This window comes from Pseudomonas sp. 1L-C-7-B-C1, from assembly GCF_057291635.1.
Genome location: NZ_JBXAWH010000011.1, coordinates 66964 through 85167, shown reverse-complemented (window position 1 = coordinate 85167; position 18204 = coordinate 66964). Strand labels below are relative to the sequence as shown.

The window sequence follows — 18204 nt, the reverse complement described above, 5'->3', positions numbered from 1 at the left end:
TTCGCAATGGCTGCTCGGTGGCAATGGCTGTTGATACGAACGACCAAACGCCTATGGTTCAGAGCGGGACTGTTTTCCCTGTTGGGCGTTGTGACGGCGTTGCTGGCGGTCGTTCTCAGAGACCACATTCCGATAGATCTGCCGGGCAAGATAGGCGCTGATGCCGTCGACAAGATTCTTGGCATCATCGCCTCCAGCATGCTGGCGGTCACCACGTTTTCGCTAAGCACCATGGTCACGGCTTATGGCGCAGCCAGCACGGGCACCACCCCGCGTGCCACCACCCTTGTCATGGAGGACACGACCACGCAGAACGCTCTGTCGACCTTCATTGGCTCGTTCCTGTTCAGCCTGGTTGGCATCATCGCGCTGAGTACAGGCGCCTATGGCGCTCAAGGCAGGGTCATCCTGTTCGCGGTGACCCTCGCCGTCGTGGTTCTGATCGTCTACACCCTGCTGCGATGGATCGATCATCTGTCTAGGCTTGGTCGGGTTGGCGAGACGATCGACCGGGTGGAGGCCGCCACCATTGGTGCCCTGAAGGATCGCTGTCGTCTGCCGTATCTGGGAGGCTGCGCCTACCCTGATCAACAGGTTCAGGGGCTACCGATGCTCACGATCCTCAGCCGTGAAGTCGGCTATGTGCAGCATATCGACGTGCCCGCCCTGGAAGCGTTTGCGCAGAAGCATTCTATGCTGATTTATCTTGAAGTCCTGCCAGGCAGCTTTGTGAACGAGGGCGAACTGCTGGCTCGGGGGGTGAGGAAAAGCATCGAGCCGCTGGGTGACTCTCAGGTGACGCAGATCCTGTCCGCCGTCACCGTTGGCGTTCGTAGAACGTTTGAGCACGACCCTCGCTTTGGTCTGTCCGTATTGTCAGAGATCGCATCACGGGCGCTTTCGCCCGCCGTGAACGATCCGGGCACAGCGATCGACGTCATCGGCAGGGGGATCCGCGCGTTCAATGCACAGGCGAGGTCTGGCACGCTTGAAAAGCCTGAAACACAGTGCAGTTGCGTGCATGTGCGCGGGCTGTCAGTAGAGGATATGTTCGATGATTTCTTCTCACCGATCGCGCGTGACGGCGCAGCGCTCATTGAGGTGAACGTTCGTCTCGTCAAAGCGCTCGCAAGCCTGGCGCACGCCAGTCCGGTGTTATATGCCGCCGTGTGCGCACGTCACATCGGGGTCATCCTGGAACGGGCGGAGGCGGCGATGACGCTTGATAGTGACAAGGCGCGGTTGCGCGCGTGCATTGCCGCTTCGCTCCCGTGATATCCGCCCTCGGCCCTGGTGACCCGCGCTCATTTCCGGCACGGGATCACGCGCTTCACCAATGTTCCAATACTCATGCCCTGAACCAGGATGGAGAACACCACGACCATGTAGGTCAGCGATACGACCACGTCCCGGGCATGACCCGACGGAAGCGACAGCGCCAGCGCTACTGATATCCCTCCCCTTAATCCGCCCCAGGTCATCACGCTCCAGGCACCGGCAGGCAGCCGAAAGCGTTCGCCCAGTACTGCGACGGGAGCACCAACCGTCAGCAGCCTGGCCAGCAATGTCAGCACGATAACGGCCAGACCTGTGACAGCAAGCGAACTTGAGAAGTGAATCAGCACCACTTCCAGGCCAATGAGCACAAAAAGAACCGCATTTAGGATTTCGTCAATCAACTCCCAGAACATGTCAATGTTCCTCTCGGTTTCTTCCGACATTGCATAGGAGCGGCCTTGATTACCGACGATCAGGCCCATTACCACCATCGCCAGCGGACCTGAGACGTGCAGATGAGTCGCCAGGGCGTAGCCGCCAAGTACTGCGGCCAGGGTGATGAGCACCTCTTCCTGATAGCTGTCGATGCTTTTGAGCATTCGGTAGGTAATGTAGCCCAGCACTGCACCGACCAGTGCGCCGCCGCCGGCCTCCTCGACCAGCAGTTGTGAGGCGCCAAGCACCGAGGGCGCGTCACCACTGACAATCATCGCCAGGATGAGCGAAAACAGAACAACGCTGACGCCGTCGTTGAACAGGGATTCGCCCGAGATCACCAGTTCGACGCTAGCGGGTGCACCTGCCGACTTCAGAATGCCCATGACCGCGATGGGGTCTGTCGGCGAAATCAGCGCACCGAACACCAGGCAGTACGAAAGCGGCAAAGCCAGGTCGGTGAGCGAAAGCAGCTCCCACAGCGCAAAACCAATGAGCAGGGTCGAAACAGTGGTTCCGACGACCGCCAATGATGCGACCTGCCATCTGTAGGCACGCAGCTGCGACAAATCTACATGCAGTGCGCCGGCAAACAGCAGCAGCGATAACATGCCTTGCATCAACAGCTCGGAAAAGTCGATGGACTCCACCAGTGATGTTTCGAATGTATGCAACGCTTCAAAACCTACTGCACTGAGTGCCATGTTGAAGAGCGAAAGCGCCAGCGCAATGCTCATTACCCCAATGGCGGGCGGCAATCCCACATAACGTCTGTTGAGAAACGCTAGCACCGCGGTGATGCTGAGAAATGCTGCGACGGTGTCCAACATCGGTCTACAAGCTCCATGCAGAAGGGGGGGGAGGGCGTTGCGGTGAAGTGCAACGTACCCGTTATGTGGGTACGCTGCGCAGGAAAGGTTCAACGTTAACATGGGCAAATCACAGTCAACGCCACGCTCGGCATTTCAGTTCCCTTCAGTGTCAGACTTGTCGCTCGCAAACAGATGTGGTCCCTTGGCAATCATCCCCGGCAGCACCAGCATCTTTGATAGGGCGAAGTCCCAGGCTTGGCCCCGCTCGATACGAGGTTTCATGCAAGTTGAATTAGAAGAGATCAGCAACCATCTTTGCCGGTTCGCCCCCTTCGACGCCCTGCCAAGGGAAGTGGTCGACACCATTGCGCGGCGGACTGAAGTCAGCTACTTCAAAGCCGGCAGCGAGATTCTTGAAGCCGGGGCGACCATTCAGGACCTGCACTATGTTCGCAGCGGTGCGGTTGAGATCTACCGCCGCAACGGCGAATTGTATAACCGGCTGGTCGAGGGCGACATCTTCGGCCAGGCGGGGCTGCTGCGAAGTAACAAAGTGCGCTTTCCGGCGAGAGCGCTCGAAGACAGCCTCATCTATTTCATTCCGGCAGATGTATTCGCCGAACTGTGCGGGCAGCACGATGCGTTCGCGGATTTTGTCGAGGCCGAGGGCCACTCCAGGCTCAAGTCGGCTGTGGAGGCCCAGGGGCGTGCCAGCGAATTGATTCAACTTCGATGTCGCGCGTTGCTGTCGAGATCACTGGTTTGGGTCGCCTCTGACGCCTGTGTGAGGGATGCTGCCAGAATCATGGCCGAGCAAAGCGTGGCGTGTGTGGTGGTGATGATGACGCCTGCCGGGCAGGAAACGCCAGAAATCTGCGGCATTGTGACTGACCGGGACCTGCGTACGCGGGTCGTGGCAGCCGGGCTTGACGGCGAGCAAACTTCCGTCAGCGACATCATGACAAAGGACCCTGTGTCGATCGATGCTGACGAGTCGGTTTTCGAGGCCATGCTGGTGATGCTGCGGCGTAACATTCACCACTTGCCTGTGCTGAGGCATGGCCGGCCGGCGGGGCTGATCAATCTGTCGGACATCATCCGCTACGAGTCTCATAGCAGCTTATATCTGGTCAGCAGGATATCCAACCAGACCTCCGTACAAGGACTGCAATCTCTGCTGACGGACCTGAGAGGTACCTACATTCGCATGGTCCGCGATGGCGCTACGGCTCATATGATCGGCAGCGCGATCTCCGGAATCGGCAGGGCATTCACCCAGCGGCTGCTTGAACTGGCCGAAAAGAAATACGGCCCGCCGCCAGTGCCTTACTGTTTTATGGTGCTGGGTTCGATGGCTCGAGACGAGCAACTGCTGGTGACGGATCAGGACAATGCGCTCGTCCTGGATGATAGCTACGACGCGACCCTGCACGACGCCTATTTTCGCAGCCTGGCGACCTTCGTCAGCGATGGGCTGGCCGCATGCGGCTACACCTATTGCAAGGGGGGCATCATGGCGACCAATGAGCAATGGCGCCAACCCCTCAGTGTGTGGCGAAATTACTTTCGGCAGTGGATGGAAAAACCGAGCCCCTCGGCCCTATTGCACAGTTGCATCTTTTTTGATTTAGACGGGGTTTACGGGAAGCTCGACCTTATTCACGAACTCAAGTTACTGTGCGCCGGCAAATCCTCGTCCAGCCCCGGATTTCTGAGCGCACTGGCAAGGATTGCGCTCAACCGTACCCCGCCTTTAGGTTTCTTTCGCACGTTTGTCGTCGAAACGGACGGCGAGCAAAAACGCATCATCAACCTCAAAGGTCGGGGAACAGCGCCGCTGACCGATCTTATCCGTATCCACGCACTGGCCTGCGGCAGCCTGGCGCAGAACTCCTTTGATCGCCTGGACGCTATTGCTGCTGCCAGCGTGATGCAACCCGATGCCGTGAAACACTTGAGGTATGCCCTTGAGTTCCTGTCCATGGTACGCATCCGGCATCAGGCAGATGCGTTGGAGCGCGGCATGACGCCTGACAACTACATCGAGCCCGAGCGTTTCACTCACAGTGAACGGCACAATCTCAAAGAAGCGTTCCAAGTGCTTAGCAACGGTCAGAACTTTCTGCGCTTTCGGTATCCGCCCAGGGGACGATTGCCAAAATGACAATAGCTCACCCCTGCACTGATGCCGTTCTGGACTGGCCAGCCAGGTTCGACGAGTTGTCACAGCAAGCGAGACATCTCGCGCTGCAGCGCTTTTACCGGGCGGGTGTGGTGGCTGCATACACGCCTTTAGAAGATGTGCATTTTCTGGCACTGGACGTGGAAACCACAGGCCTTGATGCGCAGTCACACAGCATTATCAGCATCGGTATGCTGCCGTTTACCCTCCGGCGTATTCAGTGCCAGCATGCGCACTACCAGGTCATACAGCCCGTTTCAGAATTGAGCGGAAAATCCGTCACGTTCCACCACATCACCCACGCAGAAGTTGCCAAAGCGCCAACATTCGGGGCGGTCTACGAGACGCTTCTGAACGCGATGGCCGGGAAGGTGATGGTCGTCCATTACCGCAACATCGAACGTGCATTCCTCAATCAGGCATTTCTGGAACATCTGGGCGAAGGGCTACAATTCCCGGTTATCGACACGATGCAACTAGAGGCCCGACTGCACAGACAGAAGCCCAGCTGGCTGGGGCGGCTGTTGCGCCGCCCTCAACTGTCCATTCGCCTGGCCGACAGCCGGGCCCGGTACAACCTGCCGATGTACCACGCCCATCATGCCCTCACCGATGCACTGGCGGCGGCCGAACTATTCCAGGCTCAGGTCGCGACGCACCACGGCCCCTCAACGCCTCTCGGATCGCTTTGGAGCTAAGCGGCGCAGCGGACGTCTTGATCGGTCAATGGTCAGTCCTGTCAGGACGGTTGGCAGTCTGCTCACGAGCCCCGGTCGCGTAACTGTCCAGCGTCTCCCTGGCCGGGACGCTTTCGATGAACACCGTGCGGGAAGGGTGGGCAAAGGTCACGCCCAATTCGGCGAAGGCGTCGACAATGGCCAGGTTAATGGCTTGTTGGACGTCCATGTACACGTTGTAGCTAGGGTCGAGCACGATGTAGACCGTTTCAAATTCCAGAGCACTGCTACCGAAGTTGCGGAAATGGCAGCGGTCAAAGCGTGCGAGTTTTTGCTGCCGGATAATGCCTTCGATACGTTGCGGGACCTCGCGAATCTGTTGAGCTGAACAGCCGTAGGTCAGCGCCAGCTCGAACACAATTCGGCGCTCCTGCAGACGCTTGTAGTTCTGAATAGTGCTCCCGATCATCTCGGCATTCGCCATGACAATCTGCTCACCTCCCAGGCTGCGGATGCGCGTGGTCTTCAGGCCCACGTGCTCGACTGTTCCTGAAAGCGAGCCGACAACAATGAAATCCCCCACCTCGAAAGGCTTGTCGACCGCAATGGACAGCGACGCGAAGACGTCAGCCAGAATGTTCTGAACCGCCAGCGCAACCGCGATGCCCCCCACACCCAGGCTGGCAACGAAGGCGGTGATGTTGACGCCGACATTGGAAAGCATCGCAAGGACGACGACTACCCAAAGAAAAACTTTGGCGCCCCACAGACTCAAGGTCGCCAGTGCGCTGCCCTGGTAGGTTTCCGCAGTGCTGTGGCGGCGAAAATAGCGGGCAAGCGCCAGCGCCAGTGCTCGGTTGACCCACAACCCGACTTGCAGGGCAGCGACCACAAACCAGAGACTGCTCACGCGCCCCAGCCAGCGCTCGGGTAAATCCAGAACACCGACACCGATAAGAATCGAGGCCAGCAACAGCAACGTATTGCTGGTGCCTGATAACACTTCAACAGCAATGTGACTCAGGTGCGCATTTGGCTGGGCTGACTGCTGCCTGAGTCTTCTTAGGAAGAATCCGATTATTGTCCTCGCCAGCACAAAGCTGACGACGATCAGCGACCCCGCGAAAATCCAGTTGGCTAATGAAATGCTCAGAAATGTGTAATTGACGAAAAAGCTGACGACGTCTTGAAACATGCGGTCCTCGGTCTGATGCAGAGGCGCGCCCCGAATAGGCTGCACCCCTGCCTTTGAACGTTGGGGGAGGGTAGATAATAAATGGCGTCGCTATCGAGGCTCCGACATGAGCCCTTTGACCAGAGAGATACAACCAATCATCAGCACGATGGCGAACGGCAAACCGGTTGAGACCGCCATCGCCTGAAGGGCGACAAGACCACCCCCCAACAGGAGTGCAATAGCGATCACACCTTCGATAACCGCCCAGAATACCCGCTGCGGGACAGGCGCATCGACCTTGCCGCCAGCGGTAATGGTGTCGATCACCAATGAGCCTGAATCTGAAGAAGTGATGAAGAATACGATCACGAGGACGATGCCAAGAAACGAAGTGATCTCTTTGAGTGGTAATCCTTCAAGCATCGCAAACAGCTTCAGTTCCAGGACTGCATCCTTGACGCCAACCAGCCCCTGCACCGTCGCCTGATCAATGGCGGTGCCGCCGAAGGTAGTCATCCATAGTACCGATACCACTGAAGGCACGAGCAGCACCGAGATGAGGAACTCTCTTACGGTACGGCCGCGACTGACACGGGCGATGAACATGCCCACAAAAGGGGACCAACTGATCCACCAGGCCCAGTAAAATGCAGTCCAGCCCTGCGTGAACTCACTGTCGGTGCGTCCGAAGGGATTAGACAGGGCGGGCAGGTACTCCACGTAGGTCACCAGGTTTTTGAAAAAACCGGTGAAGATCGCCAATGTAGGTCCGACCACGATGATGAACACCAGCAATAGCAAAGCCAGCCCCATATTGATCTGGGAGAGCATCTTCACGCCCTTGTCCAGACCGGAAAGCACTGACCAGAGCGCAACCATCGTGATTCCTACGATCAGCATGACCTTGCTGAGGTTTGTAGCCTGAATACCAAACAGGTATTCAAGGCCAGCGGCGGCTTGCTCTGCGCCGATGCCCAGGGAAGTTGCCAGACCGAACAGGGTCGCGAAAACGGCGAGAATATCGACGATGTGTCCCGGCCAGCCCCACACGCGCTCCCCGAGCAGTGGATAGAAAACCGATCTGATCGAAAGCGGCAAACCTTTGTTATAGGAGAACAAGGCCAGCGACAGCGCGACGATTGCGTAGATAGCCCATGGGTGTAAACCCCAGTGGAAGATTGTGGCCGCCATTGCCAGGTCCGCTGAAGCCTTGGCGTCCCCTGCCGCTCCGTTGAGTGGCGCCCAATCCGTGCGGGCTCCGGTGGCGTCAACCGTGACACCCCCCATAGACGCTGCGAAATGGGACATTGGCTCGGCAACGCCATAGAACATCAGACCAATGCCCATGCCCGCGGCGAAGAGCATCGAAAACCAGCCGACATAACTGTGATCCGGTTTGGCGTCTCTGCCACCGAGTCTGACCTTGCCCAAAGGCGAGACGATGAGCACCAGGCACAACACGACGAAGATATTGGCGATGCTCATGAAGAGCCATGCGAGGTGACCGGTCAACCAGTTGCGAATGGCACTGAAGAGCGGCTCAACTTCGTTCTGCAATGCCAGCGTCAAGACGACGAAGAGCAATATTGCGGCGGCAGAAATGATGAATACTTTGCCGTGTATATCGAGGGAGAAAGAGAACTCGCCCTTGATGTTGTCTTGCCCGATAACATAATCGGTATCAATGAGGTTGGCAGCTCCGCTAGGGGCTGGGATGCCGTCATCACTGGCGGAATGACCTTTAACGGTCGGATCATCCACAGGCTCTTTACCCATGAGAGGCTCCTTGTTCGAAACGCTGATGCGTGATGGTCGTTTGTCACCTTGCTAAGTGGCATAACCGGAAGGGTGTGCTTCCATCGTAACAAAAGACATCGGTCAGTGCCTGGCAGGCCCGACCAGCGCTTTTAGCCAATTTGCCTCCGGAAGAAGCAATGAGAGGTCACACTATTTCAAACTACGCTCAGCCTGACCCCAGCTCGTACCTGTTCAACGCCACAGTTTGGGCCTACCCATTACGAAGTGGGATGCGCGCTATTTGTAGAGTGAATTCTCTGTGCCGAGCATATTCAGAAAGAACAGATGCAGGGCGTCCCAAGCGCGTTTCCACCACCCCCCTGCCGGGGCTTCTTCCAACGAGATCAGAGGCCTCGTGGCCAGTTTCTTATCGCCGTCGTAAATGTCCAGGCTGCCCACGATCGTACCCATCGCGAGAGGGGCGACGAGCGGGTGGTCGATTTTGACGCGAACATCGACTTTGCGATTTCGATCCTTTGGCAGGGTCAGGGATATATCATCCAGCGACCCTACGGGCACCGTTCGATCTACGCCTTTCCAGAGAATAGGCTCCGACAGGACCTGACCAGCCTTGACATACGTTTTAGTGTCAAAGAAGCGAAAGCCGTAGCTCAACAACTTCTCGGCGTCATTGGCACGATTTTTCATTGAGGTTGAGCCAAACACCGCGGTGATCAATCGATGACCGTCACGCATGGCAGAAGTGACCATGCAGTAACCCGCTGCCTCCGTGTGACCTGTCTTCAAACCGTCCACGGACTCGTCCCGCCACAACAGCAGATTTCGATTGGGTTGGCGTATGCCATTCCAGGTGAAGTGTTTCTGTTTATAGAGCGAGTAGTAAGCCGACTCATCGTTGATGATCGCCCGTGCGAGCTTCGCCATGTCCAGCGCTGAAGAATAATGTTCCGGCGCAGGAAGACCGGTAGGGTTCATGAAGTGCGTATCGTTGAGCCCCAGCCGATTCGCTGTGACGTTCATCAATCCGGCGAAGCTGCTTTGATCACCAGCAATATGCTCGGCGAGTGCGACGCTGGCATCATTCCCCGAGTCGATGACAATTCCGCGCAACAGGTCATGAATGGCAACCTTACTTTGCGGATCGAGGAACATTCGCGACCCCTCGGTGTGCCAAGCGTTTTCACTGACGGTGACTTCATCATCGGATCGCAATCGGCCGCCCTGTATCTCATTGGTCGCGACGTACACCGTCATCAATTTGGTCAGGCTGGCAGGGGGCAGGTGTTCATTTTCATCATGGCTGGCGAGCACATCCCCACTGGCAGCATCCATAAGCACCCAAGACTTTGCGTGCAGCTGCGGTGCCGGAGGCGTCATGGGGCCTGCTGGAACAGGAGCGGCAGACACTGCCGGCAAATGAGGCAACACGAGAGTCAGGACGAAACGTAAGGTCAGGTGTTTCACGTACGAAAAGCCTTGGTTAGACGCGAGGTGCGACAACCTAGACCAGCGAAAAAACAGCGGCCAATTAAGCAGGGTTAAGAAAAATTTAAGAAGCGTCGTGCCGTCCATCGTGCACAGGACAGTCGAGCGCTACTCGCGTGCCACGACCATCCATGCCTGCCTCAATTCTTAGCCCAAACCCATGGAGGCGGGCAATCGCAGCCACCAGCGACAACCCGAGCCCGTTACCGGGTTGCTGCCGGGTCTGGTCGCTGCGGTAAAGACGTCGGGTCACGCTGTTGAGTTCGTTGCAGGGGATGCCTGGCCCGTTGTCCTGCACCTCGATACTCAGGCTGCACTCCCTTCGCACGCAGCGCAGAGAAATGGTGCCTCCCGGCTGAGTGAACTTGATCGCGTTGTCCATCAGGTTCACCAACGCTTCGAACAGCAGAGAGGTGTCGCCCTTCAGCAACGGATAGTCACCAGGCGTCTCCAGGATCAGTTGCTGATTTTTCTCATGAGCAAGCGGTTCATAAAACTCGTGAGCCTGCTTCAGTAGCTGTTCAGGCTGGAATGTTTCAAAGCCCGAGCGCCGGCGGGTGTCCTCCAGTTCAGAAATCCGGAGCAAGCCTTGAAAGCGTGACATGATGGATTCGCTTTCCTCCAGTGCTAAGTTCAACGTATCGACATGCGCCTTTTGCAGCGGCAGCTTTTGTAGTTGATAAAGGCGCGCCCGTAATCTGGTCAGCGGAGTCCGCAGGTCATGTGCAATACCGTCGCAAACACTTTTAACCTCCAGCATCAGTTGTTCGATGTGTTCGAGCATAGTGTTGACCGCGTTGGCCAGCATATCGAGCTCATCACGGCGGGCTGAAAGCGGCAGCCGCTCACGCAAGTTGCCCGAAACGATCCGCTCCGTGCTGCGTTGCAACCGTTCTACTCGCCTGATAGGGCGCCTTCGCAGCAGACGCCAGCCGATTAGCCCTGGAACCAGCGTCAGCGACAACCCCCAGAAAAACGCCTGCCCGATGATGCCCGCCACGGCGGAGATCGAACCTCCGTCGCGTGCAAGAATCAAGATCCTGCCATCAGCGCGGTCAAGCCGCAGCGCGTAGCTACTACGCGTTTCCTCATTGGGCAACGCGATGCTTAAACCGCGCTCCAGATAATGGACTTGCCCATCGTCAGGAAGATTGGCGCGCAGCTTGAGCAAGTCTCCTGTCAAGTGCTCGCCATTAGCTTGGAACAACCCGTAAGCATCGATACCTGGGGTGGAATACACCTCACTCCCGGCAAGCTCGGCCACCAACGCTTCATCATCAACCTTTTGATAATAATGCGCGCGCTGCATGAGTGTTCGCTCGGCCACAGAGCCCAGGTAGCGGGTAATTTGCCAGTACAATACGCCGGTGAAGACGGCGCCCCAGGCTACGAAAAACAGTGAATAAAGGCCGATCAAACGGCTCCCGCTGGACCGCCAGCGTTCAGTCCTTGTCGACGAGAACATAGCCTGACCCACGAATAGTCTGGATTACGGGCGCGCCGGGGCCTTCTATCTTTTTGCGCAAGCGAGTGAGGTGAACGTCGATGATGTTCGTGCCGGGGTCGAAGTGATAGCCCCAGACTTCTTGAAACAGCATAGTGCGCGTGACCAATTGCCCGGCGTGGCGCATCAGGTAGGTCAGAAGTTTGAATTCGGTGGGAAGCAGCCCGATTGCCTCACCTTCGAGAGTGACGGCCTGGGCAATAAGGTTCATCTGCAGGCCGCCGAAGCGTAGGCAATGTTCCGCCTCGTCGGGTGTTGAGTCACGTAGCAGCACCTCGAGGCGCGCAATCATTTCGATCATTGAGAATGGTTTGGTCAGATAGTCATCGCCACCCGAGCGCAGGCCTCGAACGCGTTCGTCCACGTCCGAAAGGGCGCTTATCATCAGCACTGGGGTCTTAATAGACAACTGACGTAGCGTGCTGACGATCGTCAATCCGTCAAAATCGGGCAGCATGCGATCCAGGGTAATAACGTCATGGCCTCCTGCGATGGCCAAAGCGAGACCGTCGCGTCCGTTGTCCGCCCACTGACCCTGAAATCCATGGGCGTCAAGCTCGGTGAGGATGGCCTGTGCGGTGACTTCGTCGTCCTCGATGACTAACGCACGATTCATTCTGAACTCCAGATTTTTGGGCATACATTCTAACGGCAGGCGCAAGATGAGCCGGTACGTCTGTCCGTTAAAGTAAATTTTTCTTAACGCGGGTTAATACGGGGTTAGTCAGACGGTGCTTTAGCGTGGAGGTTTTCCGGACGAGGAATTGCCTGCCATGCACCCGCGCTTCAGACCACTTTTGCTGACCTGCATTTTTTTGAGCCCCGGCCTGAGCCACGCAGCTGATAAGCCCGCAGATGGTCCAGTGACGCTGAGATTGCTATCCGCCAGCGGCTTCATCGGTGCGGCTGCTGCCATCGCTCGTGACTACGAAAAAAAAACCAGCGCAGTCCATTTGCAGATCATCAAAGCGCCACCCGCTGGTGCGACGCTGGCAGATGCTTTTCAGCAAAAACCAAGCCCCGAAGGTTTTGACCTTGTAATGACGGACAGGGCGACCATGGACAGAATGGTTGCGCAACAGCGGGTTGACCCGATCACCCGCGTTGAGCTTGGCCGGTCCTTCATCGCCATGGCGGTAAAGGATGGGTCTCCAAAGCCTGAGATCGACACGGTCGATGCTTTGCGCGACACATTGATAAAAGCTGAATCCGTCGGTTACGCCAACAGTCCTACCGGCATGTACCTTTCACATTGGCTGTTCCCGCATATGAAGCTTGACCAGAACTTTGTGTTGAAAAGCAAGGCTATTTCAGCCGAGCCCGTGGGCCACGCCGTGGCTCGCGGCGATGCTCAGTTGGGTTTCCAACAGTTAAGTGAGCTCAAAGCGGCGCCAGGCATTGATATTGTGGGATTGATTCCCGACAGCGTGCAGCAGATGGTTTTGTATTCCGGCGCAGTGATGAATGACAGCACTAACCCTGAAGAAGCGGAAGAATTGCTCGACTATATGAAGTCATCAGCGGGAGGCGCAGCGATCCAGGAGAGTGGCCTGCAACCGTTATAGCGCCCGGAATAGCCCGGTCGAAGCCCGCCCACCGCGACAGCTGCTGGACCGCACTTATCCTTTGGTCGGCAGTTCCATGTCGTTCTTCCTTCTCGTCAGCCATGGATCGCAAACGTGCGCAGGACGGACCTCATGCCCTCGTCAATCAAAGCGCGATAGCAACGTTGCACGGAGACGCGGAAGTCAGCGCGTTCACGGAGCGCGCCCGGGAAAACGTCATCCAGATCGAGAAAGGCATCCACCAACGCTGCACCTTCAAATCGTTCGGCAAGACCAGTGAAAGTCGGGCTCAACGGGTCGTCGATAACGCGCGTCGATCCATCGGGGCGCGGCTGTGTGCAGTCATAAATCCACGCGGCAATGCCTAACGCCGTGCAGTCAATGCCGCGACCCTGGTCGAGCAACTGCTGCGCGCCGAGTAGCCAGCGTTGTGGCAGCTTCTGCGAGCCATCCATGGCGATCTGGCGGAGGCGATGTTGCAGATTGTCGTTTGCGAAGCGCGCCTTCAGGCCCTCGGCATAGGCCACAAGATCGATGCCGGCGGGCATCTGCAGCGTAGGCGCTGCTTCCTGGGTCATGTAACGCTCCACGAACGGTGCCAGGTCCGCATCGTTGATGGCGTCGGACACTGATTCGTGGCCCAGCAACATACCCACGTAGGCCAGCAGTGAATGGCTACCGTTGAGCATGCGCAGTTTCATGGTTTCGAACGGACGTACGTCGTCCACCATCTGCACACCTTCCACCTCCCAGTCTGGACGCCCAAGGGGAAAGTGATCCTCGATCACCCACTGGCTGAAGCTTTCACAGACCACGGCCGCACGGTCATTGCAATCCAGTTCCTGTTCTAGCCGGGTAAAGGACTCGTCATCCATGGCGGGGACGATCCGGTCAACCATGCAACCCGGAAAGGCCACGTGATCGTTAACCCACTGGGCCAATTCCTCGTCCTGCTTGGCCGCCAACCCAGTCACTGCCTGGCGCGTGCGCTGGCCGTTGTCCGGCATGTTGTCACAGCACAACACGGTAAATGCCGCGATGCCCGAGGCACGACGGCGTCGCAGTGCTTCGAGAACAATGCCGGGCGCGGTGCGCGGCGAATGCGGATGCGCGATATCGTGGGCGATGGCCGGATCTTCAATGCGTAACTGCCCGGTGACGGCATTCAGGCAATAGCCTTTTTCGGTGACGGTGAGCGTGACGATCCGTGTAGAGGGTGCGGCCATGCGCTGCAAAAGCACTTCCAGCTCCTGCCCACCCTCACCGACGTACAACGCCTGGCGCAGCACGCCGATCTCACGCAATGTCACCTGCTCGCGGTCACGGTACTCCGCCACATGATAGCGGCCGTCCTGCTCGCGCAACTGGTCCACCACTGCGCGATTCGAACGCAGATTGGCGCTGCACAAACCCCATTCACTTGCGCCATGACGATTGAGATGGCGTTGCAGGTAGACCGCCTGGTGGGCGCGATGAAAAGCCCCCAGGCCGAGGTGCACGATGCCGATCTCACGGACAGGGCTGGTGGAGTGAACACGTTTCACAACACGCATCAACACGCTCCTTTTGTGAATGACAGATCAGGGACGACTCAGCGCCGAGCCGGGTTGCGCACCTTCTGCCGCTGCGCGGCCGGTATCCGCCGCCGAGAGGGGTTTTACGTACCGGGCCACGCACACCGCGCCGATCACGGTCAACGTACCCGCCAACAGGAATGCACTGGTGAACGAGCCGGTGAACTCCACCAGAAAACCGGTCAGGGTCGGGCCGATAATGCCTGAGGTGTTGGCCAGGAAATGCATGAAGCCGCTGACGCCGCCTACCCGCGCCGCAGGCACTGTGTCCTGGATGATCGCCCAGTAGATTGCCCCCGTGAGGTACAAGAAGAAGACCGCCAAAGCGACAAGGATCACCGCCGGGTAGAGGGTTTTGACGATCCCTGCAAAGGCAATACAACCGGCGCAGGCGAGCAGGCAAGTCACCAGTACCACTTTGCGGGAGAACATCATCCGGCCGGTTTTCTTGAACACGAAGTCTGAAATGAAGCCGCCCAGCGCCAGTCCGAGAAAACCGAGCAGCCAGGGTATGACCGTCGCGATGCTCATGTCCTTGACGTTCAGGCCATGGGCCATGGTCAGGTAGCTGGGGAACCAGGTCAGGAAGAAGAACAGCGTGTAGTTATAGGAAAAAAAGGCGAGCGCAGTAAACAGCACCGTCGGCTGCTTGAGGTAATAACGCAGAGGGTGAACCGGCAGGGCGGCTAGCTCACTCTTGCTTTCCGCCCGCAGAATGTCCTCGGCGCCCTTGCCTTGAGGCTTGTCCTTGACGAACTTGAACCACACCAGCGCCCAGATCAGACCGAGCGCCATGATGATGATGAACGAGACTTTCCAGCCGTAACTGACAGCGATAAAACCCACCACCGGCCCGGAAATTGCGCCCCCCAACGGCGTGCCGGACATCGACGTGCCCAGCGCCCGTGCCCGTTGCTTCGGGGTATACCAGTTGTTGATCATCTTGCTGGTGGTGACGCTCAAGGGGCCTTCGCCCATACCGAACAGGATGCGGATCAGCACGAGCGATGCGAAGCCTATAGTCAGCACCGTGAGGCCACTGAACAGCGACCACAGCACCATCGCCAGCAACAGCGTGGTTTTCGCCCCGTAGCGGTCGGCCGCCCAGCCGCCGATGAAGTTGAACGCCGCATAACCGACGAAAAAGCTGCTGAAGATCATGCCCATTTCACCCGTCGTCAGACCGTAATCTTTCTGGATGAAGGGCGCCGCAACGGACAGTGCCGAGCGATCCAGGTAATTGATTACCCCTGCCAGGAACAACATGATGATGATTAACGTGCGACCTTGACCAAACATTGGAACCTCCCGCTTTTTGTGTTTATTCGGTGAGGGTGCCCGGAAGGGCACGTTTATCTGTGAACGGCTACTGATAGGCGCCGCTCAGTTCCACAAGCACCTTGCGAGTCTGTTCGGGATGGTTTTCGATCAGATCGATAGCCGATGGCATTTCATCGAAGCTGACGCGGTGGCTGATCATTTCCTGGACGTGCAGATTGCCGCTTGCGATCAATTCGATCACCCGGGGGAACTTGCGGTTGTTTAGGCGCGATCCCACGAGCGTCAGTTCTTTTTTGATCATTTCCAGCTGTACCAGATCGCTGGGCACCGCATTGAAGCCCAGCAGGCCGATCCGTCCCGCCGGCGAGGCCAGGCGTACCATTTGCGGCATCAACGCCGGGATGCAGGCCGCATCGACAATCAGCGGTACTCCCTCCCCATCGGTCAATTCACGCATGGTGGCCTCGACGTCGACATCCTTGCCGTTGAGGGTGCGGCTGGCGCCCAGTGCCCTGGCGGTTTCCAGGCGGGCGTCGATAACGTCGGTCACGGTGATATCGGTCAACCCCAGCGCCCGGGCCATCTGAACAAGGGTCAGGCCAATCACCCCTGCGCCGTAGATCAAAAGACTGTCCCCCGGATGAGGCTGCATGCGATCAAGCACGTTAAGGGCGATGGAGTACGGTTCCACCAGCGCTGCATGACTCAAGGCCATTGAGTCAGGCAAGCGGTGGGCGTTTTCGGCAGGCACGCAGACTTGCTCGCTGAAACCGCCGTCACGGTGTACGCCAATCACTTGCAGTCGCGTGCAGACGTTCGGCCGATTGATCCGGCACGGGTAGCAGGTGCCACAGCTGATGACCGGATCGATGCACACGCGGTCGCCCACCTTGAGGTGCTCGACGCTCTGGCCCACTTCACGTACCACTCCCGAGAACTCATGACCGGTCACCCGGGGAAAACGTACGAACGCGTTCTGCCCATGGATGATGTGCATGTCCGAGCCACAGATACCGGCATAGGCGACATCGACCTTGACTTCACCGGGCGCCACCTGCGGCATCGCCACCTGTGCCAGGCCGAACTCGAACGGTGCCCTTACTTGAAAAGCTTTCATCGGATAACTCCTGCCGGGGCGGATAGCGCCCTGCGTTCTTGTCGTTATTGATCAATACGAACAACGTCTACCAGTGCCAGAGTGTGCCGTCTTCCAGGCGGTTCACCGGCAGGCTGGCGCGTTTGTAGGGGTATTTCGCGGCGAGGTCCTCGTCGATGTCGACGCCATGCCCCGGGGTCTCGCCAGGGGTGAAGTGGCCGTCTTCAAAGCGATAGGCGTGGGGAAAGACCTCATCGGTACGTTCGTCATGGGGCATGTGCTCCTGAATGCCGAAGTTGGGCACCCAGGTATCGAAATGCAGTGCCGCGCCCATGCACACCGGCGACAGGTCAGTGGCGCCATGGAAACCCGTGCGCACCTGATACAGCGCAGCGAAGTCAGCAATGCGCCGCACGTGGGTGATGCCCCCGGCGTGCACCAGCGTGGCGCGAATGTAGTCGATCAACTGTTCCTGGATCAGCTCGCGGCAGTCATGAATGGAGTTGAAGACTTCACCCACGGCCAGCGGCGTAGTGGTGTGCTGGCGGATCAAGCGGAAAGCTTCTTGATTCTCGGCCGGGGTACAGTCTTCGAGCCAGAACAGGTTGAAGGGCTCGACCGACTTGCCCAAGCGTCCCGCTTCAATGGGCGTAAGGCGATGATGTACGTCGTGGAGGATGTGCAGGTCATCGCCGAATCGCTCGCGCACAGCAGCAAACAGCTTGGGCACGTGGTTCAGGTATTTGGCGGTGTCCCAGACATGTTCGGCGGGCAGATCGCTGTCGGCCGGCTCATAACGCTCACCGCTGCGCTTGGCGACGCCATAGGTGGTGGCGATACCGGGAATCCCGCATTGCACGCGCACCGCCTTGTAGCCCAGCTCGACATGACGAGCGACCTCGTCCAGGCAACCTTCGATGTCCTTGCCCGTAGCATGCCCGTAGACCATGACCCGCTCGCGGCTTTTACCACCGAGCAGTTGATATAGCGGCATTTGCGCGGCCTTTGCCTTGATGTCCCACAGGGCGATATCCACCGCCGCAATCGCGGTCATGGTCACCGGGCCACGGCGCCAGTAGGCCCCGCGATACAGGTACTGCCAGATGTCTTCGATGCGCTGGGCATCGCGACCGATCAGGGCGGGCAGCACATGCTCTTCCAGGTAAGCAACTACGGCCAGTTCCCGGCCATTGAGGGTGGCGTCACCAATGCCATACAGGCCGGAATCAGTAACGATTTTCAGGGTGATCAGGTTGCGACCCGGGCAGGTCACAATGACGCGGGCTTCGATGATTTTCATAGGATCAGGCCTCTACGGCAGAAGAGAATGAAGACATGTGCAGGCTGGGCATGGCCTCGATGGCTCCAGCGCAGGGCAGG

General features: G+C 58.0%; 14 protein-coding genes. 4 read left to right on the top strand and 10 right to left on the bottom strand.

The annotated features are described in order from the left end of the window. Positions 1–6 precede the first annotated feature (6 nt). The gene (locus AC0Z8Z_RS17545; protein ID WP_485619934.1) at positions 7–1275 is read left to right on the top strand and encodes a DUF2254 domain-containing protein; all 1269 of its coding nucleotides are present in this window, start codon (positions 7–9) and stop codon (positions 1273–1275) included. A gap of 29 nt (positions 1276–1304) precedes the next feature. On the opposite strand, the gene AC0Z8Z_RS17540 is transcribed toward AC0Z8Z_RS17545, so the two are convergent. After that, positions 1305–2543 carry a cation:proton antiporter gene (locus tag AC0Z8Z_RS17540; protein WP_485619933.1) on the bottom strand — a complete coding sequence of 413 codons (1239 nt, stop codon included), beginning with the start codon at positions 2541–2543 and terminating at the stop codon, positions 1305–1307. Between the two features lie 262 nt (positions 2544–2805). Here AC0Z8Z_RS17540 and AC0Z8Z_RS17535 point away from each other — a divergent pair, with 262 nt between their 5' ends. Both AC0Z8Z_RS17535 and AC0Z8Z_RS17530 read left to right on the top strand, forming a co-directional pair. Next, positions 2806–4689: a DUF294 nucleotidyltransferase-like domain-containing protein gene (locus AC0Z8Z_RS17535; protein WP_485619932.1), complete on the top strand. Its 1884-nt coding sequence runs from the start codon at positions 2806–2808 to the stop codon at positions 4687–4689. Next, positions 4686–5405 carry a 3'-5' exonuclease gene (locus tag AC0Z8Z_RS17530; protein ID WP_485619931.1) on the top strand — a complete coding sequence of 240 codons (720 nt, stop codon included), beginning with the start codon at positions 4686–4688 and terminating at the stop codon, positions 5403–5405. Before AC0Z8Z_RS17535 ends, AC0Z8Z_RS17530 begins: the two co-directional genes overlap by 4 nt. Before the next feature lie 25 nt (positions 5406–5430). Here the strand turns inward: AC0Z8Z_RS17530 and AC0Z8Z_RS17525 are convergent, their stop codons facing one another. The 5 genes from AC0Z8Z_RS17525 to AC0Z8Z_RS17505 form a co-directional block, all read right to left on the bottom strand. Further along, complete coding sequence (locus tag AC0Z8Z_RS17525) at positions 5431–6579, bottom strand: mechanosensitive ion channel family protein (protein ID WP_485619930.1); 1149 nt, start codon at positions 6577–6579, stop codon at positions 5431–5433. A gap of 90 nt (positions 6580–6669) precedes the next feature. After that, positions 6670–8337: a BCCT family transporter gene (locus AC0Z8Z_RS17520; protein ID WP_485619929.1), complete on the bottom strand. Its 1668-nt coding sequence runs from the start codon at positions 8335–8337 to the stop codon at positions 6670–6672. Positions 8338–8595: 258 nt separating this feature from the next. Then, on the bottom strand, positions 8596–9783 hold the full coding sequence (locus AC0Z8Z_RS17515; RefSeq protein ID WP_485619928.1) for a D-alanyl-D-alanine carboxypeptidase family protein: 1188 nt from the start codon (positions 9781–9783) through the stop codon (positions 8596–8598). Between the two features lie 85 nt (positions 9784–9868). Next, positions 9869–11269, bottom strand: a complete 1401-nt coding sequence (locus tag AC0Z8Z_RS17510) for a sensor histidine kinase (RefSeq protein ID WP_485619927.1) — start codon at positions 11267–11269, stop codon at positions 9869–9871. Beyond that, positions 11247–11924: a response regulator transcription factor gene (locus AC0Z8Z_RS17505; protein WP_485619926.1), complete on the bottom strand. Its 678-nt coding sequence runs from the start codon at positions 11922–11924 to the stop codon at positions 11247–11249. Before AC0Z8Z_RS17505 ends, AC0Z8Z_RS17510 begins: the two co-directional genes overlap by 23 nt. A gap of 157 nt (positions 11925–12081) precedes the next feature. On the opposite strand from AC0Z8Z_RS17505, the gene AC0Z8Z_RS17500 reads away from it, so the two are divergent. Continuing rightward, positions 12082–12873 (top strand): substrate-binding domain-containing protein, encoded by a 792-nt coding sequence (locus tag AC0Z8Z_RS17500; protein WP_485619925.1) that lies wholly within the window; start codon positions 12082–12084, stop codon positions 12871–12873. A 95-nt stretch (positions 12874–12968) separates the two neighbouring features. Here the strand turns inward: AC0Z8Z_RS17500 and AC0Z8Z_RS17495 are convergent, their stop codons facing one another. From AC0Z8Z_RS17495 to manD, 4 genes are all read right to left on the bottom strand, one after another. Next, positions 12969–14426 carry a mannitol dehydrogenase family protein gene (locus tag AC0Z8Z_RS17495; RefSeq protein ID WP_485619924.1) on the bottom strand — a complete coding sequence of 486 codons (1458 nt, stop codon included), beginning with the start codon at positions 14424–14426 and terminating at the stop codon, positions 12969–12971. 27 nt (positions 14427–14453) lie between these two features. Further along, the gene (locus tag AC0Z8Z_RS17490; protein WP_485619923.1) at positions 14454–15746 is read right to left on the bottom strand and encodes an MFS transporter; all 1293 of its coding nucleotides are present in this window, start codon (positions 15744–15746) and stop codon (positions 14454–14456) included. A 67-nt stretch (positions 15747–15813) separates the two neighbouring features. Then, complete coding sequence (locus AC0Z8Z_RS17485) at positions 15814–16845, bottom strand: Zn-dependent oxidoreductase (RefSeq protein WP_485619922.1); 1032 nt, start codon at positions 16843–16845, stop codon at positions 15814–15816. Positions 16846–16912: 67 nt separating this feature from the next. Continuing rightward, complete coding sequence (gene manD / locus AC0Z8Z_RS17480) at positions 16913–18124, bottom strand: D-mannonate dehydratase ManD (RefSeq protein WP_485619921.1); 1212 nt, start codon at positions 18122–18124, stop codon at positions 16913–16915. Positions 18125–18204 lie beyond the last annotated feature (80 nt).

Coding starts and splice junctions, on each gene's coding strand:
- AC0Z8Z_RS17545 (WP_485619934.1), top strand. CDS start 7: ATGGCTGCTCGGTGGCAATGGCTGTTGATACGAACGACCAAACGCCTA.
- AC0Z8Z_RS17540 (WP_485619933.1), bottom strand. CDS start 2,543: ATGTTGGACACCGTCGCAGCATTTCTCAGCATCACCGCGGTGCTAGCG.
- AC0Z8Z_RS17535 (WP_485619932.1), top strand. CDS start 2,806: ATGCAAGTTGAATTAGAAGAGATCAGCAACCATCTTTGCCGGTTCGCC.
- AC0Z8Z_RS17530 (WP_485619931.1), top strand. CDS start 4,686: ATGACAATAGCTCACCCCTGCACTGATGCCGTTCTGGACTGGCCAGCC.
- AC0Z8Z_RS17525 (WP_485619930.1), bottom strand. CDS start 6,579: ATGTTTCAAGACGTCGTCAGCTTTTTCGTCAATTACACATTTCTGAGC.
- AC0Z8Z_RS17520 (WP_485619929.1), bottom strand. CDS start 8,337: ATGGGTAAAGAGCCTGTGGATGATCCGACCGTTAAAGGTCATTCCGCC.
- AC0Z8Z_RS17510 (WP_485619927.1), bottom strand. CDS start 11,269: ATGTTCTCGTCGACAAGGACTGAACGCTGGCGGTCCAGCGGGAGCCGT.
- AC0Z8Z_RS17505 (WP_485619926.1), bottom strand. CDS start 11,924: ATGAATCGTGCGTTAGTCATCGAGGACGACGAAGTCACCGCACAGGCC.
- AC0Z8Z_RS17500 (WP_485619925.1), top strand. CDS start 12,082: ATGCACCCGCGCTTCAGACCACTTTTGCTGACCTGCATTTTTTTGAGC.
- AC0Z8Z_RS17495 (WP_485619924.1), bottom strand. CDS start 14,426: ATGCGTGTTGTGAAACGTGTTCACTCCACCAGCCCTGTCCGTGAGATC.
- AC0Z8Z_RS17490 (WP_485619923.1), bottom strand. CDS start 15,746: ATGTTTGGTCAAGGTCGCACGTTAATCATCATCATGTTGTTCCTGGCA.
- AC0Z8Z_RS17485 (WP_485619922.1), bottom strand. CDS start 16,845: ATGAAAGCTTTTCAAGTAAGGGCACCGTTCGAGTTCGGCCTGGCACAG.
- manD (WP_485619921.1), bottom strand. CDS start 18,124: ATGAAAATCATCGAAGCCCGCGTCATTGTGACCTGCCCGGGTCGCAAC.